At 71.6% G+C, this 25,297-nt stretch carries 22 protein-coding genes; 10 read left to right on the top strand and 12 right to left on the bottom strand.

The window, feature by feature from the left end:
* Nucleotides 1-103: 103 nt before the first annotated feature.
* Both ACZ4Z1_RS33815 and ACZ4Z1_RS33810 read right to left on the bottom strand, forming a co-directional pair.
* Nucleotides 104-1,351, bottom strand: a complete 1,248-nt coding sequence (locus ACZ4Z1_RS33815) for a polyamine ABC transporter substrate-binding protein (protein WP_468490469.1) — start codon at nt 1,349-1,351, stop codon at nt 104-106.
* A gap of 82 nt (nt 1,352-1,433) precedes the next feature.
* Complete coding sequence (locus ACZ4Z1_RS33810) at nt 1,434-2,951, bottom strand: gamma-aminobutyraldehyde dehydrogenase (RefSeq protein WP_468490468.1); 1,518 nt, start codon at nt 2,949-2,951, stop codon at nt 1,434-1,436.
* Nucleotides 2,952-3,182: 231 nt separating this feature from the next.
* Between ACZ4Z1_RS33810 and ACZ4Z1_RS33805 the strand changes: the two genes are divergently transcribed.
* The gene (locus tag ACZ4Z1_RS33805; protein WP_468490467.1) at nt 3,183-3,830 is read left to right on the top strand and encodes an NADAR family protein; all 648 of its coding nucleotides are present in this window, start codon (nt 3,183-3,185) and stop codon (nt 3,828-3,830) included.
* A gap of 18 nt (nt 3,831-3,848) precedes the next feature.
* Here ACZ4Z1_RS33805 and ACZ4Z1_RS33800 read toward each other — a convergent pair whose 3' ends face one another.
* Complete coding sequence (locus ACZ4Z1_RS33800) at nt 3,849-4,820, bottom strand: DUF4190 domain-containing protein (protein ID WP_468490466.1); 972 nt, start codon at nt 4,818-4,820, stop codon at nt 3,849-3,851.
* Nucleotides 4,821-4,858: 38 nt separating this feature from the next.
* Between ACZ4Z1_RS33800 and ACZ4Z1_RS33795 the strand changes: the two genes are divergently transcribed.
* A complete protein-coding gene (locus ACZ4Z1_RS33795; RefSeq protein ID WP_468490465.1) occupies nt 4,859-5,995 on the top strand; it encodes an adenosine deaminase in 1,137 nt (378 codons plus the stop codon).
* On the top strand, nt 5,992-6,708 hold the full coding sequence (locus ACZ4Z1_RS33790; RefSeq protein WP_468490502.1) for a glycerophosphodiester phosphodiesterase: 717 nt from the start codon (nt 5,992-5,994) through the stop codon (nt 6,706-6,708). The genes ACZ4Z1_RS33795 and ACZ4Z1_RS33790 overlap by 4 nt, the downstream gene beginning before the upstream one ends.
* 21 nt (nt 6,709-6,729) lie before the next feature.
* On the opposite strand, the gene ACZ4Z1_RS33785 is transcribed toward ACZ4Z1_RS33790, so the two are convergent.
* Nucleotides 6,730-7,266 carry an HXXEE domain-containing protein gene (locus ACZ4Z1_RS33785; RefSeq protein ID WP_468490464.1) on the bottom strand — a complete coding sequence of 179 codons (537 nt, stop codon included), beginning with the start codon at nt 7,264-7,266 and terminating at the stop codon, nt 6,730-6,732.
* A gap of 136 nt (nt 7,267-7,402) precedes the next feature.
* Between ACZ4Z1_RS33785 and ACZ4Z1_RS33780 the strand changes: the two genes are divergently transcribed.
* Nucleotides 7,403-8,353 (top strand): hypothetical protein, encoded by a 951-nt coding sequence (locus tag ACZ4Z1_RS33780; RefSeq protein ID WP_468490463.1) that lies wholly within the window; start codon nt 7,403-7,405, stop codon nt 8,351-8,353.
* Between the two features lie 21 nt (nt 8,354-8,374).
* Here the strand turns inward: ACZ4Z1_RS33780 and ACZ4Z1_RS33775 are convergent, their stop codons facing one another.
* On the bottom strand, nt 8,375-9,559 hold the full coding sequence (locus ACZ4Z1_RS33775; RefSeq protein ID WP_468490462.1) for a polyamine ABC transporter substrate-binding protein: 1,185 nt from the start codon (nt 9,557-9,559) through the stop codon (nt 8,375-8,377).
* Between the two features lie 132 nt (nt 9,560-9,691).
* Complete coding sequence (locus tag ACZ4Z1_RS33770; RefSeq protein ID WP_468490461.1) at nt 9,692-11,146, bottom strand: gamma-aminobutyraldehyde dehydrogenase; 1,455 nt, start codon at nt 11,144-11,146, stop codon at nt 9,692-9,694.
* Nucleotides 11,147-11,325: 179 nt separating this feature from the next.
* On the opposite strand from ACZ4Z1_RS33770, the gene ACZ4Z1_RS33765 reads away from it, so the two are divergent.
* The 6 genes from ACZ4Z1_RS33765 to ACZ4Z1_RS33740 all read left to right on the top strand — a co-directional run bounded on the left by ACZ4Z1_RS33765 (nt 11,326) and on the right by ACZ4Z1_RS33740 (nt 18,060).
* Nucleotides 11,326-11,799 carry an Lrp/AsnC family transcriptional regulator gene (locus ACZ4Z1_RS33765; RefSeq protein ID WP_003980199.1) on the top strand — a complete coding sequence of 158 codons (474 nt, stop codon included), beginning with the start codon at nt 11,326-11,328 and terminating at the stop codon, nt 11,797-11,799.
* Between the two features lie 2 nt (nt 11,800-11,801).
* Nucleotides 11,802-13,163 carry an aspartate aminotransferase family protein gene (locus tag ACZ4Z1_RS33760; protein WP_468490460.1) on the top strand — a complete coding sequence of 454 codons (1,362 nt, stop codon included), beginning with the start codon at nt 11,802-11,804 and terminating at the stop codon, nt 13,161-13,163.
* 410 nt (nt 13,164-13,573) lie between these two features.
* Nucleotides 13,574-14,305, top strand: coding sequence for an ABC transporter ATP-binding protein (locus ACZ4Z1_RS33755; RefSeq protein ID WP_468490459.1), 732 nt, complete (start codon nt 13,574-13,576; stop codon nt 14,303-14,305).
* Nucleotides 14,287-15,498 (top strand): hypothetical protein, encoded by a 1,212-nt coding sequence (locus ACZ4Z1_RS33750; protein WP_468490458.1) that lies wholly within the window; start codon nt 14,287-14,289, stop codon nt 15,496-15,498. The genes ACZ4Z1_RS33755 and ACZ4Z1_RS33750 overlap by 19 nt, the downstream gene beginning before the upstream one ends.
* Before the next feature lie 192 nt (nt 15,499-15,690).
* A complete protein-coding gene (locus ACZ4Z1_RS33745; RefSeq protein ID WP_468490501.1) occupies nt 15,691-16,842 on the top strand; it encodes an LOG family protein in 1,152 nt (383 codons plus the stop codon).
* Between the two features lie 132 nt (nt 16,843-16,974).
* A complete protein-coding gene (locus ACZ4Z1_RS33740) occupies nt 16,975-18,060 on the top strand; it encodes a DMT family protein (protein WP_468490457.1) in 1,086 nt (361 codons plus the stop codon).
* Between the two features lie 206 nt (nt 18,061-18,266).
* On the opposite strand, the gene ACZ4Z1_RS33735 is transcribed toward ACZ4Z1_RS33740, so the two are convergent.
* The 6 genes from ACZ4Z1_RS33735 to frr all read right to left on the bottom strand — a co-directional run bounded on the left by ACZ4Z1_RS33735 (nt 18,267) and on the right by frr (nt 25,273).
* On the bottom strand, nt 18,267-19,349 hold the full coding sequence (locus ACZ4Z1_RS33735; RefSeq protein ID WP_468490456.1) for an ABC transporter ATP-binding protein: 1,083 nt from the start codon (nt 19,347-19,349) through the stop codon (nt 18,267-18,269).
* Entirely contained in the window at nt 19,350-20,963 is a 1,614-nt protein-coding gene (locus tag ACZ4Z1_RS33730; RefSeq protein WP_468490500.1) for an ABC transporter permease, read from the bottom strand.
* A gap of 56 nt (nt 20,964-21,019) precedes the next feature.
* Nucleotides 21,020-22,099 carry a thiamine ABC transporter substrate-binding protein gene (locus tag ACZ4Z1_RS33725; protein WP_468490455.1) on the bottom strand — a complete coding sequence of 360 codons (1,080 nt, stop codon included), beginning with the start codon at nt 22,097-22,099 and terminating at the stop codon, nt 21,020-21,022.
* A 245-nt stretch (nt 22,100-22,344) separates the two neighbouring features.
* The gene (gene rlmN, locus ACZ4Z1_RS33720) at nt 22,345-23,451 is read right to left on the bottom strand and encodes a dual-specificity RNA methyltransferase RlmN (RefSeq protein ID WP_468490454.1); all 1,107 of its coding nucleotides are present in this window, start codon (nt 23,449-23,451) and stop codon (nt 22,345-22,347) included.
* A 125-nt stretch (nt 23,452-23,576) separates the two neighbouring features.
* Complete coding sequence (locus ACZ4Z1_RS33715) at nt 23,577-24,716, bottom strand: phosphatidate cytidylyltransferase (RefSeq protein WP_468490453.1); 1,140 nt, start codon at nt 24,714-24,716, stop codon at nt 23,577-23,579.
* Nucleotides 24,716-25,273, bottom strand: coding sequence for a ribosome recycling factor (frr, locus tag ACZ4Z1_RS33710; protein ID WP_030017375.1), 558 nt, complete (start codon nt 25,271-25,273; stop codon nt 24,716-24,718). The genes ACZ4Z1_RS33715 and frr overlap by 1 nt, the downstream gene beginning before the upstream one ends.
* Nucleotides 25,274-25,297 lie beyond the last annotated feature (24 nt).

Raw genomic sequence — 25,297 nt, 5'->3', positions numbered from 1 at the left:
TGTTCCGGGCGGTTCCGGGCCGGTCTCAGGCGCCGGTCTCAGGCGCCGGTCTCAGGCGCCGGTCTCAGGCGCCGGTCTCAGGCGCCGGTCTCAGGCGCCGGTCTCAGGCGCCGGTGAGGTCGGCGAACTTCTGGGCGAAGTCCTTGCTCTCCTCGGCACCGAGGGCGCGGAAGGCGTGCGAGCGGGCGGCCATCTCCCGGTCGGGGAGAATCAGCGGGTTCGCCGCCAGGTCCGGGTCGATCTTCGCCAGCTCCTCCCGTACACCGTCCACCGGGCACACGTAGGTGATGTACGCCGCGATCCGCGCCGCCACCTTCGGTTCGTAGCAGTAATCGATGAGGCGTTCGGCGTTCTTCTTGTGCCGGGCCCGGTTCGGCACCATCAGATTGTCCGTGGACGTCATGTAGCCGGCGCGCGGCACGGCGTACTTGATGTCCGGGTTGTCGTGCTGGAGCTGGACGACGTCCCCGGCCCAGGCCACACACGCCGCGAGGTCGCCCTTGCTGAGGTCGTTGATGTAGTCGTTGCCGGTGAAGCGCCGGATCTGCTTGCTGTCCACGCCCTTCTGGAGCCGGGCGATGGCGGCGTCGAAGTCGTCGCCCGTGCAGTCCTCCGGGCGCTTGCCCAGGTCCAGGAGGGTCAGTCCGACGGTGTCGCGCATCTCGGAGAGGAAGCCGACCCGCCCCTTGAGGCGCGGATCGTCCAGCAGCTGGCTGACGGAGTCGACCGTGCGGCCTCCGGTGGCCTTCGCGTTGTACGCGATGACCGCCGGGATGCCCGTCCAGGGGTAGGAGTGGGCGCGGCCCGGGTCCCAGTCCGGATCGCGGAACTGCGGGGAGAGGTAGGCCTCGGCGTGCGGCAGGGCGGCTGGGTCCAGCTTCTGGACCCAGCCCAGCTGGATCATCCGCGCGCACATCCAGTCGGTGAGCACGATCAGGTCCCGGCCGGTGTCCTGGCCCGCCGCCAGCTGCGCCTGGATCTTGCCGAAGAACTCGTCGTTGTCGTTGATGTCCTCGGTGTACTTCACCGTGATGCCGGTCCGGCGGGTGAAGGCGTCCAGCGTCGGCCGGCGCTTGCCGTCGTCGCTGACGTCCAGGTACTCCGTCCAGTTGGAGAAGACGACACGTTTCTCTCGCCCGGAGTGGTCCTCGGACCGCCCGCCGTCCGTACGGCCCGCGGGCGGGATGCCGCAGGCCGCGAGCGCGCCGAGCCCGCCGGCCGCGAGCGCCCCCGCCGCGCTCGCGCGCAGCAGCGACCGCCGGGTCATGGCCATCCGGCCGTCGGTGAGGCTGCGTCGTACGGCGGCCAGTTCGGGCGGGGACAGGCTCCCGGGCTGCCGGGTGTACTCCATGCGCGGTGCCCTTTCAGGATGAGCCCGGTGGTCAGCCGGTGCGGCCGTGCGGCGGCTGCCGCCTTGCGTCGGCGCCCGTGCCTCAGGCGCGGTCCCCGAAGACGGTCCGGTGCCAGTCCTTCCTGGCCACCCCGGTGTTGTCGTACATGACGTGCTTGACCTGCGTGTACTCCTCGAAGGAGTACGCCGACATGTCCTTGCCGAAACCGCTCGCCCGGTATCCGCCGTGCGGCATCTCGCTGAGGATCGGGATGTGGTCGTTGACCCAGACGCAGCCCGCCTTGATCTCGCGGGAGGCACGGCCGGTCCGGTAGACGTCCCGGCTCCAGGCGGAGGCCGCCAGGCCGTACGGGGTGTCGTTGGCCAGCGCGATGCCCTCGTCGTCGCTGTCGAAGGGCAGCACGACCAGCACCGGCCCGAAGATCTCGCTCTGTACGGCCTCGCTGTCCTGCGCGGCGTCCGTGATGAGCGTCGGCCGGTAGTACGCGCCCTTGGCCAGGTCGCCCTGGGGAGCCTCACCGCCGGTGACGACGGTGGCGTAGGACCGGGCGCGCTCGACGAATCCGGCGACCCGGTCGCGCTGGGTGTGCGAGACGAGGGGCCCGAGGTCGGTGGTGGGGTCGAACGGGTCGCCGAGCCGTACCGTCGCCATCAGGTCGGCGACGCCGCTGACGAACGCGTCGTACAGCGGGCGCTGCACATAGGCGCGGGTGGCGGCGGTGCAGTCCTGCCCTGAGTTGATCAGGGCGCCGGCCACCGCGCCGTGCACCGCCGCCTCCAGGTCCGCGTCGTCGAAGACCAGGAAGGGTGCCTTGCCGCCGAGTTCCAGGTGCAGCCGCTTGACGGTGCTGGTGGCGATCTCGGCGACCCGCTTGCCGACCGCCGTGGAGCCGGTGAAGGAGGTCATGGCGACGCCGGGATGGGCGACCAGGTGCTCGCCGGCCTCCCGGCCCGCGCCGGAGACGATGTTGAGCACGCCGTCCGGGATGCCTGCCTCGGTCGCCGCCTGCGCGAACATCACCGAGGTCAGCGGCGTGATCTCGGCAGGTTTCAGCACGATCGTGTTGCCTGCCGCGATGGCCGGCAGCACCTTCCAGGCCGCCATCTGCAGCGGGTAGTTCCACGGCGCGATGGAGCCGACGACACCGATGGGCTCGCGGCGGATCACCGAGGTGTGGTCGGGGCTGTACTCCCCCGCCGACCTGCCCTCCAGGTGCCGCGCGGCGCCCGCGAAGAAGGCCGCGTTGTCGACCGAGCCCGGTACGTCGAACTCCGCGCTGAGCTTGACCGGCTTGCCGCACTGGAGCGACTCGGCGTACGCCAGCTCACCGGCCCGCTCGCCGAGCACGGCGGCGAAGCGGTGCAGGGCGTCGGAGCGCTCGCCCGGGGTCGCGCCCGCCCACCCGGGGAAGGCGTCCCGGGCGGCCCGTACGGCGGCGTCCACGTCCGCCGTCGAGGCCAGCCGGTAGCCGTACACCTGCTCGCCGGTGGCCGGGTCGACCACCTGCTGGGTCCGGCCGGAAGTGCCCTCCCGGAGCTCGCCGGCGAGGTACTGCGCGCCCTCGGCGAATCGTTCGTGCACGTCGAATCGCTGCATCATGGTGCTCTCCTCCGCCGGGCGCCGGGGCCGCTCGGCGGCACACCCAGGCGTAGCTCTTTCCGGAATCGATGGCTGATCTTGACAGAGGGGCAGGGCCCCAACAAGGGATTCCGTTGTTGCCTTTTGGTTACGCGACGGATTCTGCGATTTCCGTCGCGGGGCGCCCCGACACGTTGTCAGAGCCCACTGACAGAATCCCGGCATGATGCACGACAGCACGGGGGTACGGGGATGAACGAGCCACGGAACGGGACGCCGGTGGGCGCTGTGGAGGCCGGGGCGGAGGCGGCGGCGACCGCCGGTGCCGACGGGCCGCGGTCGGTGGCGGAGCTGACCGCGGCGACGGCCGCCGGCGAGCGATACAAGTACGTCTACTTCTGGGGCCACGCGCCACGCCGCGACGGGCAGCTCGGCGCGAGCTGCTTCAGCCAGTGGTGGCCCGCGCCGTTCACGGTCGACGGCGTACGGTACGCCACCGCCGAGCACTGGATGATGGCCTGCAAGGCCCGGCTGTTCGGCGACCCGGAGGCGGAGCGGCGGGCGATGTCCGCCACCCACCCCAAGCAGGCGAAGGACGCCGGCCGCTCGGTCCGCGGCTTCGACGCCGCCGAGTGGGAGCGCCACCGCTTCGGGTACGTGACCGACGGCAACGTCCACAAGTTCGGCCAGGACCCCGCCCTGCGCGCCTACCTCCTCGGCACGGGCTCCCGCGTACTCGTCGAGGCCAGCCCCTTGGACCGCATATGGGGCATCGGACTGGCCGCCGACGACGAGCGCGCCCAGGACCCGGCACGTTGGCGCGGGCTGAACCTCCTCGGCTTCGCCCTGATGGAGGCCCGGCAGCGGCTGGCGGCGGAGGTGGTTGCCGCGGAGGGCTGACGGGGCGCCGGCGGGGGGCTACCGAGGGGAGCCGGCGAGGGGCTGGGCGAGGACGACGAGCTGACCGCGGGCGGGCGCCGGGAGGCCGGGGACAGCGGTCGGGCCGGATGCGGTGACGGCTGCGGGGGCGTACGTGTGCGGGCCTGGGGCGGGCGCGGCCTCGTACGTGTCCGGCTCGTCGTCGGAACCGGAACCACCGGAGCCGGAGCCGCCCGCGCCGCCGGAGGTGGAGCCGCCGGAGCCCGAATCGTCGGAGTAGCCGGGGTTCCACGGGTCGTCGTCTTCCTCGTAGGTCGCGCTCGCCACCACGACGTAACCGACCATGAGCATGCTCAGCAGGATCGCCACGCCGCCCAGGACGATCCCGGCCAGCGCACTCCCCCCGTTGTCCGCCTCGCCCTTGGTCACCTTCACCCGCCCGACAGCGCCGAAAGCGATCGCGAGCGCACCGAGGAGGAAGCCGAGGACGATGGTGAAGCAGAGCGTGGCGCCGATGATGCCGAGGACGAGAGCGGCCGTGCCGAACCCGTTGTTCGGCGCGGCAGGCATCCAGTAGGGCTGGTAGCCCGGCGTCAGCTGCTCCCCCGGGCGGCCGCCCGGGTACGGGGCACCGCCCCAGCCGCCGGGAGCGGGGGTGCCGTACGGGGCCGCCCCGGCACCGGGTATCGGCGGCGCTCCGGAACCGGGCGACGCGAACGCGCCCGCCAGGTCCGGAGCGGGAGGCGGCGGCGGAACGTCGTACCGGCCGGCCGGAGCGTCCGGCTTGCTCGGGGCCGCCGGCCCGCTCGGGTCATCCGGCTTGCCCAGGGCATCCGTAGTGCTCGGGACGCTCGCCCCGTCCGATACCTCCGGGCCGCCGGGCCCGGCCTTCGCCGGCGCGCCTGCCGCCGGCACGTCCGCCGGCGCCTCCGCCGACGGCGCGGCCAGCGGCGCCCGGTCCTCCGGCGGCGCCCACGGGTCGCGCGGCTCGGGCTGCTGACTGTCGGACATCGAGACCCCCACATTCCCCCCGCAATCGCTGTCCGACCATGCTAAGACCTGCACTGTTCCGCCCGGACCTGCACCGTTCGGGGCAGTCGGGCCCCGCATACGATGGCCACCGTCCGCACCACGCCCAGCCCATCGCCGCCCAGGAGGAACCGTTGTCCGATCTTGACGCCTTCATCGCCGGACTCCCCAAGGCGGAGCTGCACGTTCACCACGTCGGATCGGCGTCGCCCCGTATCGTCTCCCAGCTCGCCGCCCGCCACCCGGACTCCGCGGTCCCCACCGATCCCGAAGCGCTCACCGACTACTTCACCTTCCGCGACTTCGCCCACTTCATCCAGGTCTACCTCTCCGTCGTGGACCTCATCCGGGACGCCACCGACGTCCGGCTGCTGACGTACGAAGTCGCCCGCGACATGGCGCGGCAGAACATCCGCTACGCCGAGCTGACCGTCACCCCGTACAGCTCGGTCCGCCGCGGCATTCCCGACGAGGCCTTCGTCGAGGCCATCGAGGACGCGCGCCGGGCGGCGGAGACCGAGCTGGGCGTGGTGCTGCGCTGGTGCTTCGACATTCCCGGCGAGGCCGGGCTGGAAGCGGCCGAGGAGACCGCGCGGATCGCCTGTGACCTGCGGCCGGAGGGCCTGGTCTCGTTCGGGCTCGGCGGCCCGGAGATCGGGGTGCCGCGCTCGCAGTTCAAGCCGTACTTCGACCGCGCCATCGCCGCGGGCCTGCGCTCGGTCCCGCACGCCGGCGAGACCACCGGCCCGCAGACCGTCTGGGACGCGCTCACCGACCTGCGCGCCGAGCGGATCGGCCACGGCACCAGCTCCGTCCGGGACCCGAAGCTGCTGGCCCATCTCGCCGAGCACCGCATCCCGCTGGAGGTCTGCCCGACCTCGAACATCGCCACCCGCGCCGTGCGCACCCTCGACGAGCACCCGATCAAGGAGATGGCCGACGCGGGTGTCCTGGTGACGGTCAACAGCGACGACCCGCCGATGTTCGGCACCGACCTGTGCCTGGAGTACGGCGTCGCCGCCCGTCTGCTGGACCTCGACGCCGCCGGGGTCGCCGCGCTGGCCAAGAACGCCGTCGAGGCGTCGTTCATGGACGCTTCCGCCAAGGCGGCCTTGGCCGCGGAGATCGACGACTACACCGCGGCGTGGCCGCGGTGAGGGCGGCAGGCCGCACTCCGGGCCCGGCGGCCGCGTCCGGGCGGGTCGCGGTCATCGGCCATCGCGGCGCCCCGTACGACCACCGTGAGAACACCCTGCCCTCGCTCCGCACCGCGCTCGAAGCGGGCGCCGACGCGGTCGAGGTCGACGTACGGCTGACCGCCGACCGCGTACCGGTCCTGTTGCACGACCCGACGCTGGAACGCCTGTGGGGCCATGACCGCCGGCTCTCCTCGCTCACGTACGCCCAGGTGGACGAGGTGACGGCGGGCGGTGTGCCCACGCTGCGCGACGCCCTCGCGCTCACGGCCGAGTACCCGTCCGCCCGTACCCTCGTCGATCTTCCCGACCCGGCGGCCGCGCAGGCCGCCGTCGGTGAGGTCCGCGAGTCCGGTGCCGCGGACCGCGTGTACTACTGCGGCGGCGGGCTGTCCATGCTGGCCGTCCGTGCCGCCGACCCGGCCGCCGAACTCGCCCTGTCCTGGTGCCGGACGGCCCCGCCCCGCCCCGAGCTGCTGGCCCGGGTCCGTCCCCGCTGGCTGAACTACCACTTCGGCCTGGTCACCCGTGACCTGGTCGAACGGGCTCACGGCGACGGTTACTTGTGCGCCGCCTGGACCACCGACACGCCGCGCGCCGCGCGCCGCCTCGGGCGCGCGGGCGTCGATGCCGTCACGACCAACCGGGTCACCGCCGTACGCGCGGCGCTCTGAGGCGTACCGGCTCCGTCCGGCTCAGCGTTTCACCAGCCGCCGCGCCACGAAGTGGGACAGGGCCGTGGCCGCTCCGGCCGCGGCCAGTCCGCTGACCGTGCCGCGCAGGTCCGTGGGCCGCAGGCGCCCCGCGCGCCGCAGCCGGCCGCGCGCCCACACGGCGTACGGGACGACGATCAGCGGTGAGGTGACCGAGCCGGGGGTGTAGCCGCGTACGGCGGCGGCCTGCGCGAGGTGCACCAGGCCGTGCAGCCCGAACCCGTCCACCGCGCCCTGGAAGAACGCCGAGCGGCCGCCGGTGCGGTGGCCCTGCGCCGAGGCGGCGGCCACGATCATCGCCATGGCGCCCACCGCGACCGTGAACTCCCGCTGGTCGACGCCCTCCAGCGCCTTCCAGAGCCGTTCCGGCGCCCCGGGGAAACGTTCCCGCAGCTCCGGCAGGCTCTTACGGATCCAGCGCGGCCCGAAGGCCACCTCCTCCGCGTCGTGCAACGCCCAGGCGGCGAGCAGTCCGAACGTGACGGCGGGGCTCAGGTCCTGCGTGGTCTTCTTCGACATGAGCGCCGAGTCTGGCACGCGGCCAGTTCCCACACGCATCCGGCCACTTACGAACCCCCTTGACCTTGTCCCCGTGTCAACCCGTCCACTGGGAGTCACCTCGGCAACCGCCGTCCCTCTCCCACCAAGGACACCCATGCTCACCTACACCGGCTCCGGCCCGTACTGCTACAGCAACGCCCTCGCGACGGTGCTCGGCCCGGCCACCGCCCCGTCGACCGCCGTCATCGAGACCCTCACCGGCTCGCCGTTCGGCTTCCAGTTCATCGGCGGCACGCTGCCGCTGTTCGACCCGTACGGCTGGAACCCGGAAGTCGGCCTGGACGCCGCCGTGCCGGCACTCGGTCTGCGCTGTGTACGCGACGCCGGCGGCACCCAGGACGAGGCGCTGGCCCGGCTGGGCGCCGTCTGCGCCGAAGGGCCCGTCCTGGCCGGCCCGCTGGAGATGGGCCTGCTGCTGTACCAGACCGGCTCGGGCACCGCAATCGGCGCCGACCACTACGTGGTGGTCCTCGCGGTCGAGAACGGCACCGTCCTCCTCCACGACCCGCACGGCCACCCGTACGCGACGCTGCCCGCCGCGGAGTTCGCCGCCGCCTGGCGCGCGGAGTCGGTGACGTACGCCGACGCCCCGTACGTGATGCGCTCCGCCTTCGTACGGGAGCGGGCCGTCGATCCGGTGGACGCCCTGCGGCAGTCGCTGCCCGGCGCCGTACGGTGGCTGGCCGGCCGCGACGACCTGCCCGTGCGGCCCGGCTCGCTGGGCGGAGCCGCCGCGGCCGAGGCGCTGGCGGATCAGGTCGCGAAGGGGGACCTGCCGTCGGAGACCCGCGGCCTGCTCGGTTCCTTCGCCATCCGGGTCGGCGCCCGCCGCCTCAACGACGCGGCGGCATGCCTGGTCCCGCTGGGCCTGACCGCCCCGGCGGCCCTCCTGGCCGAACAGTCCCGCATGGTCGGCAGCTTGCAACACCCCGTCGTCTCCGGGGACGACCAAGCGCTGGAAGCGGGACTGCGGCGGCTCGCCCCTACGTACGAGCGACTGCGTACGGCCCTGGAGGAAGCCCTCGTGCAGGACGCTCCCCGCTGAACGGCGCGGCGGCTTGCCGTCTCACAGTCCCACGATGCCGTTCCACTCCTTGGCGAACGCCGGCCGTTCCTTGGAGGTGATGTCGCGGGCGATGGCCAGCCGCTTGCGCAGGGCGTCGTCCGGGAAGACGAGCGGGTCCTCGGCCAGCGCGGCGCGTTCCTCGTCCTTGGAGGAGGCGAGGACGTCCCGCGCGGCCGGCACCGGGCAGACGTAGTTGACCCACACCGCCAGTTCGGCGGCCGTCTCCGGCTCGTAGTAGTAGTCGATCAGCCGTTCCGCGTTGCGCTTGTGCTCCGCGCGGCCGGGGATCATCAGGCTCTCCGCCCACAGTTCGGCGCCCTCTTGCGGCACCACGAACTCGATGTCGGGGTTGTCCTCCTTGAGCTGGATGACGTCGCCCGAATACGCCTGCGCCGCGAGCACGTCCCCCGAGGCGAGGTCCTTGATGTAGTCGTTGCCGGTGAAGCGCCGGATGTGCTTCCTGTCCACGAGGCGGCGGATCCGGCCCGTCATCCGGTAGAAGTCGTCCTCCGTCCAGCGGGTGATGTCCACGCCGTCGCCCTGCATGAGCATGGCGAAGGACTCGTCGAGCCCGGACAGCAGCGTCACCCGCCCGCGCAGGTCGTCCTTCCACAGGTCCGCGGTGTGCTGGATCTCCCGGCCGAGCTTCCGGCGGTTGTACGCGATGCCGGTGATGCCCGACTGCCAGGGGACGCTGTGCCTGCGTCCCGGGTCGAAGTGCGGGTCGCGCAGCAGCGGGTCGAGGTACCGCGCGACGTTCGGCTGCCGGGCCCGGTCCATCTCCTGCACCCAGCCGAGGCGGACGAAGCGGCCGCACATCCAGTCGCTGATGACGATCAGGTCGCGGCCGGTCGGCTGGTGGTTCATCAGCGCGGGGCTGATCTTCCCGAAGAACTCGTCGTTGTCGTTGATCTCCTCGGTGTACGTCACCGAGATGCCGGTACGCCGCTCGAACGCCTCCAGCGTCGGCCGCCGCTGCTTGTCGCGCTCGTCCACGTCGATGTAGAGCGGCCAGTTGGCGAAGGTCAGGCGCTTGTCCCGGGCCGAGCGGTCGGGCGCTGCACGGTCGGCCGGCGCGACGTACGCCGCCGGCACCCCGCATCCGGCCGCCAGCAGGGCCAGCGCCCCGGCCGCTCCCGTACCGACCGTGCTCCGTAGCAGCGAACGCCGCGAAAGTTCAGCCATGGCGAGCACTTTCACGCGTCGTGGGCAGCGGCGGCAAGCGACAGAACGTCGACTGCCGGGGCGCCGCCCACGACGGTGTGCCGAGCGAGCGGCGGCGGGAGTACGCGGCTCCCGCCCCACAGCCGGACGGGCTCAGCCGTCCAGCGACGTCATCACGTGCTTGATGCGCGTGTAGTCCTCGAAGCCGTAGCCCGACAGGTCCTTGCCGTAACCGGACTTCTTGAACCCGCCGTGCGGCATCTCGGCGACCAGCGGGATGTGGGTGTTGATCCACACGCACCCGAAGTCCAGCTTCTTGGACATCCGCATCGCCCGCGCGTGGTCCTTGGTCCACACCGACGACGCCAGCGCGTACTCGACGCCGTTGGACCACTCGACGGCCTGGTCCTCGTCCCGGAAGGACTGGACGGTGATGACCGGCCCGAAGACCTCCTGCTGGATGATCTCGTCGTCCTGCTGGAGGCCGGAGACGACGGTCGGCGCGTAGAAGTAGCCCTTCTCGCCGACCTGGTGGCCGCCCGCCTCGATCTTGGCGTGCGCGGGCAGGCCGTCGATGAAGCGCTTGACCTGCGCGAGCTGGTTGGCGTTGTTCAGCGGGCCGTAGAGCACGTCCTCGTCGTCCACCGGGCCGGTCTTGGTGTCGGCCGCCGCCTTGGCGAGCGCGGTCACGAACTCGTCGTGGATGGACTCGTGGACCAGCACCCGGGTCGCGGCCGTACAGTCCTGGCCGGCGTTGAAGTAGCCCGCCACCGAGATGTCCTCGACGGCCTTGGCGATGTCGGTGTCCTCGAAGACCACGACCGGGGCCTTGCCGCCCAGCTCCAGGTGGACCCGCTTGAGGTCCTTGGACGCCGACTCGGCGACCTGCATGCCGGCCCGTACGGAGCCGGTGATCGAGGCCATCGCGGGGGTCTTGTGCTCGACCATCAGACGGCCGGTGTCGCGGTCGCCGCAGATGACGTTGAAGACGCCGCGGCTGTGGCCCAGCTCGTCCAGCACGCCACCGATGATCTCGGCGATCAGCACGGTCGAGGCGGGCGTGGTGTCGGAGGGCTTGAGGACGACGGTGTTGCCCGCGGCCAGCGCCGGGGCGAACTTCCACACCGCCATCATCATCGGGTAGTTCCACGGCGCGACCTGCGCGCAGACGCCGACCGGCTCGCGGCGGATGATGGACGTGAAGCCGTCCATGTACTCGCCCGCCGCGCGGCCCTCCAGCATCCGCGCTGCCCCCGCGAAGAAGCGGATCTGGTCCACCATCGGCGGGATCTCCTCGGAGCGCACCAGCGCGACCGGCTTGCCGCAGTTCTCCGACTCGGCGGCGATCAGCTCCTCGGCCCGCTCCTCGAAGCGGTCGGCGATCTTGAGCAGGACCTTCTGGCGCTCGGCCGGCACCAGGTCGCGCCAGGCGGGGAAGGCGGCCTCGGCGGCGGCCATCGCGGCGTCGACGTCCGCGGCGGCGGACAGCGGAGCGGTGGCGTACGCCTCACCCGTGGCCGGGTTGACCACCTCCGTGGTCCGCCCGTCGGCGGCGTCCCGGAACTCCCCGTCGATGTAGTTGCGCAGCCGACGCAGTTCGGTGGTCACGAGCGACCCCTCCTAGTCAGGTGTCCAGTGCTTGAGATGCCCACCCTAGCCAGGTAGGCCACGTTTTCGACATACCCACAAAGGATGAACAACGAAATCAGTGGCGTCGCACCCCTCACGCAACCGATTTCATCGAATCGGGGTTGCGGGACTGACGAGGCTCGTGCACAGTGAGGGCTGTGGCCACTCGTGACAGAAACGGCACCCAGTCGATCGACTCCGTCTCCCTGGCGATCATCGAGCAGCTCCAGGAGGACGGCCGCCGTCCGTACGCCGCGATCGGCAAGGCCGTGGGCCTGTCCGAGGCGGCGGTGCGGCAACGCGTACAGAAACTGCTCGACCAAGGCGTGATGCAGATCGTCGCGGTCACCGACCCCCTCACGGTCGGCTTCCGGCGGCAGGCGATGGTCGGGATCAACGTCGAAGGTGACCTCGACCCGGTGGCCGACGCCCTGACGGCCATGGAAGAGGTCGAGTACGTCGTCATGACCGCGGGCTCCTTCGATCTCCTCATCGAGATCGTCTGCGAGGACGACGACCACCTCCTGGAAATGATCAACAAGCGGATCCGCACGCTGCCCGGCGTCCGGACCACCGAGAGCTTCGTCTACCTCAAGCTCCGTAAGCAGACCTACACCTGGGGAACCAGATAGCCATGACTGCTGACCTCTCGAAGACGGCCTACGACCACCTGTGGATGCACTTCACCCGCATGTCGTCGTACGAGAACGCCCCCGTGCCGACGATCGTGCGCGGCGAGGGCACGAACATCTACGACGACAAGGGCAAGCGCTACATCGACGGCCTGGCTGGCCTCTTCGTCGTCCAGGCCGGGCACGGCCGCGCCGAACTCGCCGAGACCGCGCTCAAGCAGGCCCAGGAGCTGGCGTTCTTCCCCATCTGGTCGTACGCCCACCCCAAGGCCGTCGAGCTGGCCGAGCGGCTGGCCCACTACGCGCCCGGCGATCTGAACAAGGTCTTCTTCACCACCGGCGGCGGCGAGGCCGTCGAGACCGCGTGGAAGCTGGCCAAGCAGTACTTCAAGCTCACCGGCAAGCCCACCAAGCACAAGGTGATATCGCGCGCCGTGGCCTACCACGGCACACCGCAGGGTGCCCTGTCCATCACCGGCCTGCCGGGCCTCAAGGCCCCGTTCGAGCCGCTGGTCCCCGGCGCGCACAAGGTCCCCAACACCAACATCTACCGGGCGCCGCTGTTCGGCGACGACCCGGAGGCGTTCGGCCGCTGGGCCGCCGACCAGATCGAGCAACAGATCCTCTTCGAGGGCCCGGACACCGTCGCCGCCGTCTTCCTGGAGCCGGTGCAGAACGCGGGCGGCTGCTTCCCGCCCCCGCCCGGCTACTTCCAGCGGGTCCGCGAGATCTGCGACCGCCACGACGTACTGCTCGTCTCCGACGAGGTCATCTGCGCCTTCGGCCGCCTCGGCACGATGTTCGCCTGCGACAAGTTCGACTACGTGCCCGACATGATCACCTGCGCCAAGGGCATGACCTCGGGCTACTCACCGATCGGCGCCTGCATCATCTCCGACCGGCTGGCCGAGCCGTTCTACAAGGGCGACAACACCTTCCTGCACGGCTACACCTTCGGCGGCCACCCGGTCTCCGCCGCCGTCGCCTGCGCCAACCTCGACATCTTCGAGCGCGAGAGCCTCAACCAGCACGTGCTGGACAAGGAAGAAGCGTTCTTCGGCACCTTGAAGAAGCTCCACGACCTGCCGATCGTCGGCGACGTCCGCGGCAACGGCTTCTTCTACGGCATCGAACTCGTCAAGGACAAGACCACCAAGGAGTCCTTCAACGACGAGGAGACCGAACGCGTCCTGTACGGCTTCCTCTCCAAGGCCCTCTTCGACAACGGCCTCTACTGCCGCGCCGACGACCGCGGCGACCCGGTCGTCCAGCTCGCCCCGCCCCTCATCGCCGACCAGCCGGTCTTCGACGAGATCGAACAGATCCTGCGGGGCACGCTCACGGAGGCCTGGAGCAAGCTCTGAGGCACGGGCGGCACGAGGCCGGGGCGGGGGCGGGTTGTTCGCGCCCCCGCCCCGCGCCCGTCGCGGGTCCGCACCCGCAGCCGACCACACGAGCGTTTTTGCAGGCTCACGCGCCCGCCCGCGATGCGCGCGGCACCGCGGACCAGCGGACCCGCACGCCCGTCGAGCGGGCGCGGACCCCGGACGAGCGCGGGCCCCGCCCGCCCGACCGCTCCCGGCACTCCGCCGCCACCGCCCCCTCCATCCAGATTTTTCATATAAGCCGCCATTTGAGTGAACCTCAGCCGTGGTGCGCGGCGAGCGCCGAATACCGAGGGTCGCCACTCCTTACCGTGCCAGTGACCGATACCCTCCATGGTCGTTCACCCGGTTGGGGGAACGATCGGACGCGACGAGCATGAGGTGCGCAGATGGTGGCCCCACCTGACAACGACGTTCTCTGGGCGCGCGGCCTGCACCACACACACGCCGGCTCCCCCGCGCTCGCGGGCGTATCCGTCGGTGTCCGCGAGGGCGAGATCCTCGCTGTCACCGGGCCTCGCGGCTGCGGCAAGACGACACTCCTGCGGTGCCTTTCCGGCCAACTTGTCCCGGACGACGGCGAGATCTGGTTCAACAGTTCACCCGTGCACACCCTCTCCCCCCTCAGCCGTGAACGGCTGCGCCTGGACCGGTTCGGCTGGGTGGACACCGAACCGCACCTCGTTCCCGAACTGACCGCCTGGGAGAACGCCGCCCTCCCCCTGCTGCTGCGCGGCATCGGACACCGCACCGCCAAGCAGACCGCCGGCGAATGGCTGGACCGGCTGGACGTGGGCATGTGCGCCCGCCAACGCCCCGGCCGCCTCGACCAGTCGCAGCGCCAGCGCATCGCCATCGCCCGCGCCCTGGCCTGCGCGCCCCAGGTCCTGTTCGCCGACGAGCCCACCGCGCCCCTGCACCGCGCCGACGCCGCCCAGGTACTGCGCGCCATCACCACGGCCGCCCGCTCCCACGACATCACGGTCGTCCTCGCCACCCACGAACCCGAGGCCGACACGCTCGCGGACCGCACCGTGTCCCTCCTCGACGGCCGTCGCGTCGGCCCCAAGGCCCCCGCTCCCGACAAGGAAAGCAGGGCAGAGTGCTCGCTCTCCGTCTAGCCCGCGGGGCCCACCCCCTCGTCCTGCTGCGCCGCCTGCTCGTGGCCGCCGCCTCCGCCGGCACCGGCTTCCTCCTGCTGGCCGCACTCGGCCACGCCGCCGCCCACCCGGCAACGGCCACGGACTCCTTCGTACGCCTGCTGTGGTGCGCCGTTCCGGTCGCGGCCACCACCCAGCTCGCCGTGTCCGCGGCCCGCACCGACCCCGCCTCCCGCCCGCAACGGGGCATGTCCGCCGCCGGGTTGGGCCCCGTCCGGCTGACCTTGATCGCCGCTACCACCACCGCCGTCTCCTGCGTCCTGGGCAGCTTCCTCGCGCTGCTCGTCTTCCTCTCGCTCCGTGGCGACCTGGGCGGCGCGACCGCCGCCGATTCCGCCACCCGGCTCCTCGGCGCGGGCCACCCGCTTCCGCCGGCCGGCACGCTGTTGCTGCTCGCCGTCGTCCCGCTGACGGCCGCCACCGCCACCGCCGTCGTCCTACGCCCCCGCAAGGACGCCCACGGTGACCGGCGCGGAGCCAAGGCGGCCGCCGGGGCCGGCGAGCCCCTCACCGCCATGGACACCAACAGCACCGGCTCGTCCATGCCCGCCGCACTCCCGTGGGGGATCACGCTGACGGCAGCCGGCCTCGCCCTGGAGACCTACGTCAGCCGGGGCGCCGCCGACGCCGAGACCCTCCTCCCGTTGCCCGAGCGCCTCATCGGCAGCCCGCCGGGCGTCCTGGCGGGCTGGGCGCTGTCCACCCTCGGCCTGGTCCTGGCAGGGCCGGGCCTGACACAGCTGTCCGGCCGCCTGCTCGCCGCCGGCCGCCCGGGCGCCGTCCGCCTCCTCGCGGGCCGCGTCCTCCAGGAGGAGTCCCGGCGCATCGGCCGCCCGCTCGGCGTCCTCTGCGCGGTCGCCTCCGGTACGTACGCGGCGGCGAAGGTCTACGAAGCCGCCCCCACCCGGCCTTTCGGCCCCCTCACGGGGCTGGGCGCGGCGCTCGTCCTGGCCTGCGTCACCGCCAGCGCCCTCACGGCGGCCCTGGAAGCCCGCTGGGCCCGTACGCACACCACCGCCGCCCTCCGCCGTCTCGGCACTCCCCGCTCGCTCCTCCACCGCGCCTCCGCCCTGCGCATCCTGGCCCTCCTTCTCGTCCTGGCCCCTCTGACCTGGGCCATCGCCGAACTCGCCGCCCTTCCCCTCCTCCACTGAGGCCCTCGCCACGCCCTCTTCCGCAGCCGTCGTCGCCGACAGCTCACCTGCCCACCGGTCCCGAGCCCCACAGCCCGCCTCCCACAGGCGGCCCCCGAGGCCGGCACCGGGCACCCACCCCGCCCTCACCCCCGCCCGCTTACGATGTCGGGCGTGCAGCCGAACTCCGAGTCCCCCGTACCCCATCGCCCCATCGAGCGGTCGCAACGCCGCGGCAGCGACCGCGAGATCGAGACGCTCGCGGAATTCGACCGCGTCCTGGCCTCGGGCGGCCTCCGCGGTTGCCGCGTCCAGTCCGTCGACCTGACCGGTCGCACATCGGCCCTGCTCGGCACACCGGCCTCCGACGCCGTCTTCCTCGGCTGCCGGATGGAGCCGGAGGCCGCCGCGAGCGTGCGAGCGGGCGGCGCTCTGGTCTTCCCCCCGATACCGGACCTGCCCTTCGACCCGTACCGCGGCAGCCTCTACTCGCCCGACGAACTCTTCGAGGCCCTCGCCACCGAAGCCGGCTACGCGGCGACCCCCGACGCCCAGGCCTACGACTGGTACCGGCGGACCATGTCCGACGGCGACGTCTTCGCCTCGATGCTGCGCAGCATCCACGACGACGCCGTCTCGGACGCGCTGGACGAGCACCTCGCCGGCACCCGCGTCGTCGGCATCATGGGCGGGCACGCGCTGGAACGCGGATCCGACGCGTACGCAGGCGCGGCCCGGCTCGGCCGGCAGCTCGCCCGTACCGGCCTGACGGTCGCCACGGGCGGCGGCCCGGGCGCGATGGAAGCCGTGAACCTCGGCGCCTACGCCGCGCCCTTCGACGACGCCATGCTCGACGAGAGTCTCGCCCTGCTCGCCAAGGTCCCGCACTTCAGCCCCTCGGTGACGGACTGGGCGCGGGCCGCTTTCGAGGTACGCGGCCGCTGGCCGGGCGGCGGCGACTCGGTCGGCATCCCCACCTGGTTCTACGGGCACGAGCCGCCGAACGCCTTCGCGGCCCACATCGCCAAGTACTTCGTCAACGCGGTCCGCGAGGACGGCCTCCTGGCACGTTCGAACGCCGGGGTCGTCTTCCTGCCGGGCGCGGCGGGCACCGTGCAGGAGATCTTCGACAACGCGACTCCGAACTACTACGGCTCGCGGGGCGAGCCGACCCCGATGGTGCTCGTCGACCGAACCCACTGGACCGAGCGGCTGCCCGCTTGGCCTCTGCTGCAAGCGCTCGCCGCGGAGCGTGCCATGGCCGACAGGATCGCCCTGGTCGACTCGGTGGAGGAGGCTCCGGAAGCACTGGTCCACCTCACAGGCACCCCTGCTCCCGCCGCCGGGACGAAACCGACGACGTGACCGGACGAGGCGGGCACCTTCGGCCCCGGCGTATCTGTTTGACCGTCCGAGGCAACTCCCGTCCCCGATTCCACGTCTGGCTAGCCAGGTAATGCACAGGTAAATCCATGCAGTGCGCGAACGGAGTTCTTGGTGGTCATCGGTCTTCTGACGGCGGTAGCGGCCTCGGCCTGCTACGGCACGGGGTCGGTCCTGCAAGCGGTGGGATCGCGCAAGTCCGCGCGCCGGGAGGCGGCCGCCGCGTCCACGACCGGCGTCACCCAGCACGGCGGGCCCAGCCTCTCCTCCACCGCCAAGGCTGCCGTGACGTGGGAGTTCATGGTCGGTACGGTGCTGGACTTCGTGGGGTTCGGTCTCGGCGCGCTGGCTGCCCGGCTGCTGCCGCTCTTCCTCTCGCAGACCGTCATCAGCGCCAACCTCGTGATCACCGCCGTTCTCAGCATCAAGCTGCTCGGCATCCGGCTGAACCGCCCCGAATGGGCCTCCATCGCCGTGGTCTGCTCGGCGCTGGTCCTGCTGGCCACGGCTGCCGGCCCGGAGGGCGGCGGTGACGCTTCGACGACCACGCACTGGTGGCTGCTGATCGCCTCGGTGGCGCTGATCGGCGGGGGGACGCTGGCCGTCCGGCTGCTCGGCAGCCGCGCCGCGATCCTCGCCGGTCTGCTGTCCGGTCTGGGCTTCGGCGCGCTCGGTGTCGGTGTGCGTGTCCTGAACGGCGTCGACCCGTTCAACCTGCCGACGCTCCTGGCCGACCCGGCGCTCTACGCGATTCTCGTCGCCGGGATCGGCGGTATGTACCTGCACACGGTGGCCCTCCAGATCGGTTCGGTCAACGGCGCCACGGCGGCGCTGGTGGTGGGTGAAACGGTGGTGCCGGGCATCCTCGGGGTGCTCTGGCTCGGTGACTCCTCCCGGCCCGGCTTCGCCTGGGTCGCCGTACTCGGCTTCGTCGTCGCCGTGGCCGGCGCCGTTGCTGTCGCCTGGTTCGGCGAGCCGGAGGACGGCTCCGCGGCCGGAACACCCGACGCCGCCGTGTCAGGTGCGGCGGGCGACTCGGGTGTGGCCCCGGGCGGCCGTTCGCACGGGTCCGGTACCGCGGCCACGTCCGGGCAGGACGCGAAGGCGCTGGTCGGGCAGCCGGCGAAAGGCGACGACCGGTCCGGTGCCGGAAGTGCCGGGCGGACTCAGCCGACGAGCAGCCGCACCAGCTCGTCGTAGGAACGGTCCCGGCCCCACGCCGTCCGGGCCCGCGACCGCCGCCTCGTCCCATGGCCCGCACGACCGGGCGCAGGCCGTGATTCCCACGTACGCAATGGACTTGGTGGTGCCCGGTGGCAGGCGCCCCGACGTGTCCCCGGTGGTCTGCTGCCGGCCCCGCGAACAGTCCGGTCACCGGGGGGCACCCACCCGCCCGACGGCGCCCTTCAGCGGTCCAGCACCACGATGTCATCCGCCGTGAAGAGGACGCCCACCCGCTCCCCGTCCTCCGGGGCGTCGCGCAGCGCGCAGGCCGCCTCCAGCTGCGGGCCGGCCGCCGGCTGGAGGAGGAGCGTGACGTGGGTGCCGCGGAAGGTGCGGGCCGTGACGGTGCACGGAAGGCCGTCCGTGGCGGTCGTGATCCGTACGCCGGCCGGGCGGACGAGCAGACGGCACGGCCCGTCCGCCGTCCCTTCCGGCACGGGGAGCTTGCCCCAGGGGGTGCCGGCGGACCCGCCGCGTACCGTCGCCTCCACCACGTTGTCGAAGCCGAGGAAGCGGGCGACGAACTCGGTGGCGGGGCGCTGCCAGACCTCCAGCGGCGTGCCGCTCTGCGCGATGCGCCCCTCCTGCATGACCACCACCCGGTCGGCCAGCGCGAACGCCTCGCCCTGGTCGTGGGTCACCGCCAGCACGGTCGTACCCACCTCCCCGAACACCCGCCGCAGTTCGACGACCAGGCGCTCACGCAGGCCGCGGTCGAGCTGGCCGAGCGGTTCGTCCAGCATCAGCAGCCGGGGCCGCGGCGCGAGCGCCCGGGCCAGCGCGACCCGCTGCTGCTCGCCTCCGGACAGCGCCGCGACGGCGCGTCGCTGCGCGCCCGGCAGGCCGACGAGGTCCAGGAGCCCGGCCACCGTGCGCTCCTGCTCGGTGCGGGAGACACCGCGCATGCGCAGGCCGAAGGCCACGTTGCCGCCCACGTCCCGCTGCGGGAAGAGCTGGTGGTCCTGGAACATCAGCCCGACACCACGTCGGTGCGTCGGTACGCCCGACTGGTCGCGGCCCTCCAGCAACACGCGGCCCGCGTCGGCGTCCCGCAGCCCCGCCACGACCCGCAGAAGGGTGGACTTCCCGCTGCCGCTGGGCCCCAGCACGCAGACGATCTCCTGCGCGGCGACGTCCAGGTCCACCGCGTCCAGCGCGGGCGGCTGCCCGTCACGGAAGCGGACGGTGACGTCCTCCAGCCGCAGCAGCGCCCGGCCCGTCGCCGTGCCGGCGTGCTCCGTGGCTGTGTCAGCGTGTTCCGCCATCTAAAACTCTCCGGCCTGATCGGTACGGACGCGCTCCAGCGCCAGCAGCGCGCCCGCGCACACCACCATCAAGATCGTGGACAGCGCCATGGCCTGTCCGTAGTTGAGTTCTCCGGCGCGTCCCAGCAGCCGCGCGACGGCCACCGGCAGCGTCGGGTTGTCCGGCCGTGCGATGAAGACCGTCGCGCCGAACTCGCCCAGCGACACGGCGAAGGCGAACCCCGCGGCGATCAGCAGCGCCCGCCGTACGAGCGGCAGGTCGACCTCGCGCCACACCCGCCAGGGCGAAGCCCCGAGCACCGCCGCCGCCTCCCGCAGCCGCTCGTCCACCGCGCGCAGCACGGGCAGCATGGTCCGTACGACGAAGGGCACCCCGACCAGCGCCTGTGCCAGCGGTACCAGCCACCACGAGGACCGCAGATCGAGCGGCGGCTCGTCGAGAGTGATCAGAAAACCGAAGCCGACGGTCACGGCCGAAACGCCGAGGGGCAGCATCAGCAACGCGTCGAAACCCCGCACCAGCCTGCCGCCCCGCTTCGTCAGCGCGGCCGCCGCCAGCCCGCCCACCACCAGGGCGATCAGCGTGGCGGCCGCCCCGTAGGCGAGCGAGTTCCGCAGGGCGTTCAGCGGGGCGACGGCGAACGTGCTGTCCATCGAGGCGGCGGACCGCAGCGCCCGGTAGAAGACGAGCCCGTAACCGTCCGCACTGGCGAAGGACCGCTCGATCAGCACCACCAGCGGCACCACCAACAGCAGCGCGATCACGACGAGCGTCCCCCACAGCAGCGCCCACTGCCCGGCCCCGCGCGGCCGCCGCACCGTCTGCGCCGGGCCGACGAGCGTGAGGGTGGACTCCCGCCGCCGTACGGTCCAGGCGTGCAGGGCCAGCAGTGCCAGTACGGCGGCGAACTGCAGCAAGGTGAGGACGGCGGCCGTAGGGAGGTCCAGGAAGTCGGCGGTCTGCCGGTAGATCTCCACCTCCAGCGTGGAGAACTGCGGTCCGCCCAGGATCTGCACCACCCCGAAGGAGGTGAAGGTGAAGAGGAAGACCATCAGTGCGGCGGCCGCGACGGCCGGCGCCAGGGCGGGCAGCGTCACCCGCCGCCAGGCGCCCCAGCGGGAGGCGCCGAGCACCCGGGCCGCTTCCTCCTGCCGCGGGTCGAGCTGCCCCCAGAGGCCGGCGACGGTCCGGACGACCACGGCGTAGTTGAAGAACACGTGCGCCAGCAGGATCGCCCACACCGACGTGTCCAGCCGTACGCCCCACAGGTCGTCCAGCACCCCGCCGCGCCCGACCAGGGCCAGGAACGCCGAGCCCACCACCACCGTCGGCAGGACGAATGGCACCGCGACGACGGACCGCAGCAGCTGCTTTCCGGGGAATTCGAAGCGCGCGAAGACATACGCGCCGGGGAGCGCGATCAGCAGCGTGAGCCCGGTCGAGGCCGCCGCCTGCCAGACGGTGAACCACAGGACGTGCAGGACGTCCGGGTCGCGGAGCACCTCCCCGGCCCGGCTCAGCTGCCACCGTCCGCCGTCCTTCAGCCCGCGCCCGACGATCGCGGCGACCGGGTAGGCGAAGAACAGCGCGAAAAAGGCGAGCGGCAGGGCCATCAGGGAGAGCCGCACGGCCGTTCCCCGTGAGCGGCGCGCCCGCCTCTCGCGGCCGGTCACTTCAGGACGAGCGAGGACCACTGCTTGATCCACTGTTCGCGGTTCTCGGTGATGTCCTCCGGGGCCACCGTCCTCGGCTTGTCGATCTTCTCGCCGTACTTGGTGAAAAGCTCCGGCACCTTCGCGTCCGTACGCGCCGGGTTGACGAACATCTGGAGCGGCACGTCCTCCTGGAACTCCTTGCTCAGCAGGAAGTCCAGCAGCGCCTTGCCGCCCTTCTCGTTCCCGGCGCCCTTGAGCAGGCCCGCGAACTCGATCTGCCGGAAGCACGTACCCGTCGCGACGCCGGTCGGCGCCTCCTTGGGGGCCGGCTTCTTGCCGAGCACCTCCACCGGCGGGCTGGACGCGTAGGAGACGACCAGGGGCTTGTCACCTTTGCCCTTGCCGGCCGCCGAGCCGGAGAACCGCTCGTTGTAGGCCTGCTCCCAGCCGTCGACGACCTCCACGCCGTTGTCCTTGAGCTTCTTCCAGTAGTCCTGCCAGCCGGACTCGCCGTACTCGGCGATGGTGCCGAGCTGGAAGGCGAGCCCCGGCGACGACGTGGCGGAGTTCTCGGTGACCAGCAGCCCCTTGTACTCGGGCTTGAGCAGGTCGTCGAAGGTCTTCGGCGGCGCGATCTTGTGCTCGGCGAAGTAGGCCCGGTCGTAGTTGACGCAGGTGTCGCCGTAATCGACCGGCGTCACCCGGTGCTCCTCCTTGTCGAGCTGCAGTTCCTCGGGGACGCTCGCCAGCCCCTTGGCCTGGTACGGGCTGAAGAGCCCCTCCTTCAGGCCGCGCGACAGCAGCGTGTTGTCGATGCCGAAGAAGACGTCCCCCTGGGGGTTGCTCTTCGAGAGGACCGCCTGGTTGACGGCCTTGCCCGCGTCCCCGCCCTTGAGCACGTCGACCTTGTAGCCGGTCCGCTCGGTGAACTCCGCCAGCACGGACTTGGAGACGTTGAAGGAGTCGTGGCTGACGAGCGTGACCGTCTTCGGATCCTTGCCGCCGCCGCTGCCGCCCGAGCCGCACGCGGCGAGCGCCGTCATGCCGGCCGCGACGGCCAGCGCCGTGACGGTGATCCTTGTGGTGGTGCTCACTGAATTCCTCCTGGCTGGCCAGGAAGAGACGCGGCCCCACCCGGCGCTTCGTGGGAAGCCCGGATGGGGCGCAACAGCATGAGTGACGACCGAACTTCCTACCCGGAATGACCCGGGCGAGGTTCAAGGGTCTGCGGCACCTCGGTGTCCGTGACGCTCGGTCCGTGACACTGCCGCACTCTCAGCGCTGTGGCGCTCCCCTGTCGGAATGTGCATTTGTTCGATCACACAGTACCAGCGGGCGGTCAGCGCTCCGAGGCAGCGAGCTGTCCGCAGGCACCGTCGATCTCCTGCCCGCGCGTGTCGCGGACGGTCACCGGCACGCCGTGCGCGGCGATGGCCTCGACGAACGCCTTCTCGTCCTCGGGGCGCGAAGCGGTCCACTTCGAGCCGGGCGTCGGGTTCAGCGGAATCAGGTTGACATGGACGCGCTTGCCCTTGAGCAGGCGGCCCAGGAGGTCGCCCCGCCAGGCCTGGTCGTTGATGTCCCGGATCAGGGCGTACTCGATCGAGATCCGCCGGCCGGACTTCTCCGCGTACTCCCAGGCCGCGTCCAGCACCTCACGCACCTTCCAGCGCGTGTTGACCGGTACGAGGGTGTCGCGCAGCTCGTCGTCGGGCGCGTGCAGCGACACCGCGAGCCGGCACTTCAGGCCTTCGTCCGCGAACCGCAGCATCGCCGGGACGAGACCGACCGTGGACACCGTGATGCCCCGCTGGGACAGGCCCACCCCGTCGGGTTCGGGGTCGGTCAGCCGCCGGATCGCGCCCACGACCCGGTTGTAGTTCGCCAGCGGCTCGCCCATGCCCATGAAGACGATGTTGGACAGCCGGGCCGGCCCACCCGGCACCTCACCGTCGCGCAGCGCCCGCATGCCGTCGACGATCTGATGAACGATCTCGGCGGTGGAGAGGTTCCGGTCCAGGCCGGCCTGTCCCGTCGCGCAGAACGGACAGTTCATGCCGCACCCGGCCTGCGACGAGATGCACATGGTGACCCGGTCCGGGTAGCGCATCAGCACGGACTCCACGAGGGTGCCGTCGTGGAGCCTCCACAGCGTCTTGCGGGTCGTGTCGTCGTCACAGGAGATGTGCCGCACCACACTCATCAGCTCGGGCAGCAGCTCCGTCGCCAGCTTCTCCCGCGCCGCGGCCGGGATGTCCGTCCACTCCGCCGGGTCGTGCGCGTACCGCGCGAAGTAGTGCTGCGACAGCTGCTTGGCGCGGAACGGCTTCTCACCGGCCGCGGCCACGGCTTCGCGCCGCTCGGCGGGGGTGAGATCGGCAAGGTGCCGCGGGGGCTTCTTGGCTCCGCGCGGCGCGACGAAAGTGAGTTCTCCGGGCTTAGGCATGGTTCTTCCAGTGTCGCAGACGTACGAAGTGACGATCGCCGACGCGATCCGAGGGGGCTTCCGACGTGCGCAGGGCCCGCCACGCAAGTGTGGCGGGCCCTGCGTTCGTACGGGGAAACCGCTGGTCAGCCGGATCCGACGAAGATCACATACAGCAGCCAGACGATCGGGGCGGTCGGCAGGAGGGAGTCCAGGCGGTCCATGATCCCGCCGTGGCCGGGCAGCAGGGTGCCCATGTCCTTGATGCCGAGGTCCCGCTTGATCATGGACTCGCCGAGGTCACCGAGCGTCGCGCTGGCCGCGACGGCGATGCCCAGGACGAGCCCCTGCCACCAGGCGCCGTCCGTGATGATCAACTGCATGCACAGCGCGCCCGCGACCATGGCGAACAGCACCGCGCCCAGCAGCCCCTCGCGGGTCTTGCCGGGGCTGATGCGCGGCGCGAGCTTGTTCTTGCCGAAGCGCCAGCCCACCGCGTACGCGCCCGTGTCGCTGACGACGGTCAGCAGCAGGAACGTCAGGACGCGCTGCGGCCCGTCGTCGGCGGCGAGCATCATCGCCACGAACGTCGCCAGGAACGGCACGTAGAACGCCGCGAAGACGCCTGCCGTGACGTCCCTGAGGTAGTTCTCGGGCGCCTCCGTCATGCGCCATACCAGGGCGGCGAGGGCGGTGAGCGCCATCGCCACCCAGGCGCCCTCCGCGCCGCGCACGTAGCCGGCGACCACCATCGCCGTACCGCCGAGCGCGAGCGGGACCAGGGGGACCTTGACGTCCTTGCGCTCCGCCAGCCGCGAGGTCAGCTCCCACAGGCCCACGACGACCGCGATCACTATGACGCCCACGAACAGCGGCTTGTAGACGAAGAGCGAGAAGAGGATGACCGCGCCGAGGCCGACGCCGACCCCTATGGCGGCCCGGAGGTTGCGTCCCGCGCTCTTCTTCTGCGGCTTGGGGGGTTGCTGTGAGCTGTCGGGCCCCGGCAAAGAGGTGGGCATGGGCTCCTGCGGCTGTTCGTCGCGGAACAGGGGGCCGCTCAGCCGAGCGGCCCCCCGGTCGTCCCTGTGGTCCCGGTCGTCGTCCAGAGGTTTCCGGTCGTCGTCCTGGTGTCCGCCTGCGTCGGGCACGATGGGCATGGGGCGAGTCTGCGCCGCCGCGCCCCAGTCGTGCGCGGGACCCGCCGAACCGGCGGGTCCCTGGTCGGGTGGTCCCCATTGACCGGCTTGGCCGACGCCAGGCGGGGCCCCCCAGGATGACTCGTTCATCAGACCTCGAGGAGCTCGGATTCCTTGTGCTTGAGGAGCTCGTCCACCTGCGCGACGTACTTCGCGGTGGTGTCGTCGAGCTCCTTCTCCGCCCGGCGCACCTCGTCCTCGCCGGACTCCTTGTCCTTGACGAGCTTGTCGAGGGTTTCCTTGGCCTTGCGCCGGATGCTGCGGATCGAGATCTTCGAGTCCTCGGCCTTGTTCTTGGCGACCTTGATGAACTCCCGGCGGCGCTCCTCGGTGAGCTCCGGGAAGTTCACGCGAATGATATGGCCGTCGTTGCTCGGGTTGACGCCCAGGTCGGAGTCCCGGATGGCCTGCTCGATGTTGCGCAGCGCGCTCTTGTCGAACGGGGTCACCACGGCCATCCGCGGTTCGGGTACCGAGAACGACGCCAGCTGGTTGATCGGCGTCATGGCACCGTAGTAGTCCGCCACGATCTTGTTGAACATCGCCGGGTGCGCACGTCCGGTGCGAATCGCGGCGAAGTCCTCCTTGGCGACCACGACGGCCTTCTCCATCTTCTCCTCGGCCTCGAGGAGGATCTCTTCGATCACCACTTGCTCCTGGTCTTTTCGGTA

It is taken from the genome of Streptomyces sp. NPDC030165 (assembly GCF_055573595.1).
The sequence above is the reverse complement of the archived record's forward strand: the minus strand, read 5'-3'. Positions and strand labels throughout refer to the sequence as shown.

Bases quoted from the DNA above. Each gene is read 5' to 3' on its own strand.
- ACZ4Z1_RS33815 (WP_468490469.1), bottom strand. From the start codon at position 1,351: ATGGAGTACACCCGGCAGCCCGGGAGCCTGTCCCCGCCCGAACTGGCC.
- ACZ4Z1_RS33810 (WP_468490468.1), bottom strand. From the start codon at position 2,951: ATGATGCAGCGATTCGACGTGCACGAACGATTCGCCGAGGGCGCGCAG.
- ACZ4Z1_RS33805 (WP_468490467.1), top strand. From the start codon at position 3,183: ATGAACGAGCCACGGAACGGGACGCCGGTGGGCGCTGTGGAGGCCGGG.
- ACZ4Z1_RS33800 (WP_468490466.1), bottom strand. From the start codon at position 4,820: ATGTCCGACAGTCAGCAGCCCGAGCCGCGCGACCCGTGGGCGCCGCCG.
- ACZ4Z1_RS33795 (WP_468490465.1), top strand. From the start codon at position 4,859: ATGCTAAGACCTGCACTGTTCCGCCCGGACCTGCACCGTTCGGGGCAG.
- ACZ4Z1_RS33785 (WP_468490464.1), bottom strand. From the start codon at position 7,266: ATGTCGAAGAAGACCACGCAGGACCTGAGCCCCGCCGTCACGTTCGGA.
- ACZ4Z1_RS33780 (WP_468490463.1), top strand. From the start codon at position 7,403: ATGCTCACCTACACCGGCTCCGGCCCGTACTGCTACAGCAACGCCCTC.
- ACZ4Z1_RS33775 (WP_468490462.1), bottom strand. From the start codon at position 9,559: ATGGCTGAACTTTCGCGGCGTTCGCTGCTACGGAGCACGGTCGGTACG.
- ACZ4Z1_RS33760 (WP_468490460.1), top strand. From the start codon at position 11,802: ATGACTGCTGACCTCTCGAAGACGGCCTACGACCACCTGTGGATGCAC.
- ACZ4Z1_RS33755 (WP_468490459.1), top strand. From the start codon at position 13,574: ATGGTGGCCCCACCTGACAACGACGTTCTCTGGGCGCGCGGCCTGCAC.
- ACZ4Z1_RS33735 (WP_468490456.1), bottom strand. From the start codon at position 19,349: ATGGCGGAACACGCTGACACAGCCACGGAGCACGCCGGCACGGCGACG.
- ACZ4Z1_RS33730 (WP_468490500.1), bottom strand. From the start codon at position 20,963: ATGGCCCTGCCGCTCGCCTTTTTCGCGCTGTTCTTCGCCTACCCGGTC.
- rlmN (WP_468490454.1), bottom strand. From the start codon at position 23,451: ATGCCTAAGCCCGGAGAACTCACTTTCGTCGCGCCGCGCGGAGCCAAG.
- ACZ4Z1_RS33715 (WP_468490453.1), bottom strand. From the start codon at position 24,716: ATGAACGAGTCATCCTGGGGGGCCCCGCCTGGCGTCGGCCAAGCCGGT.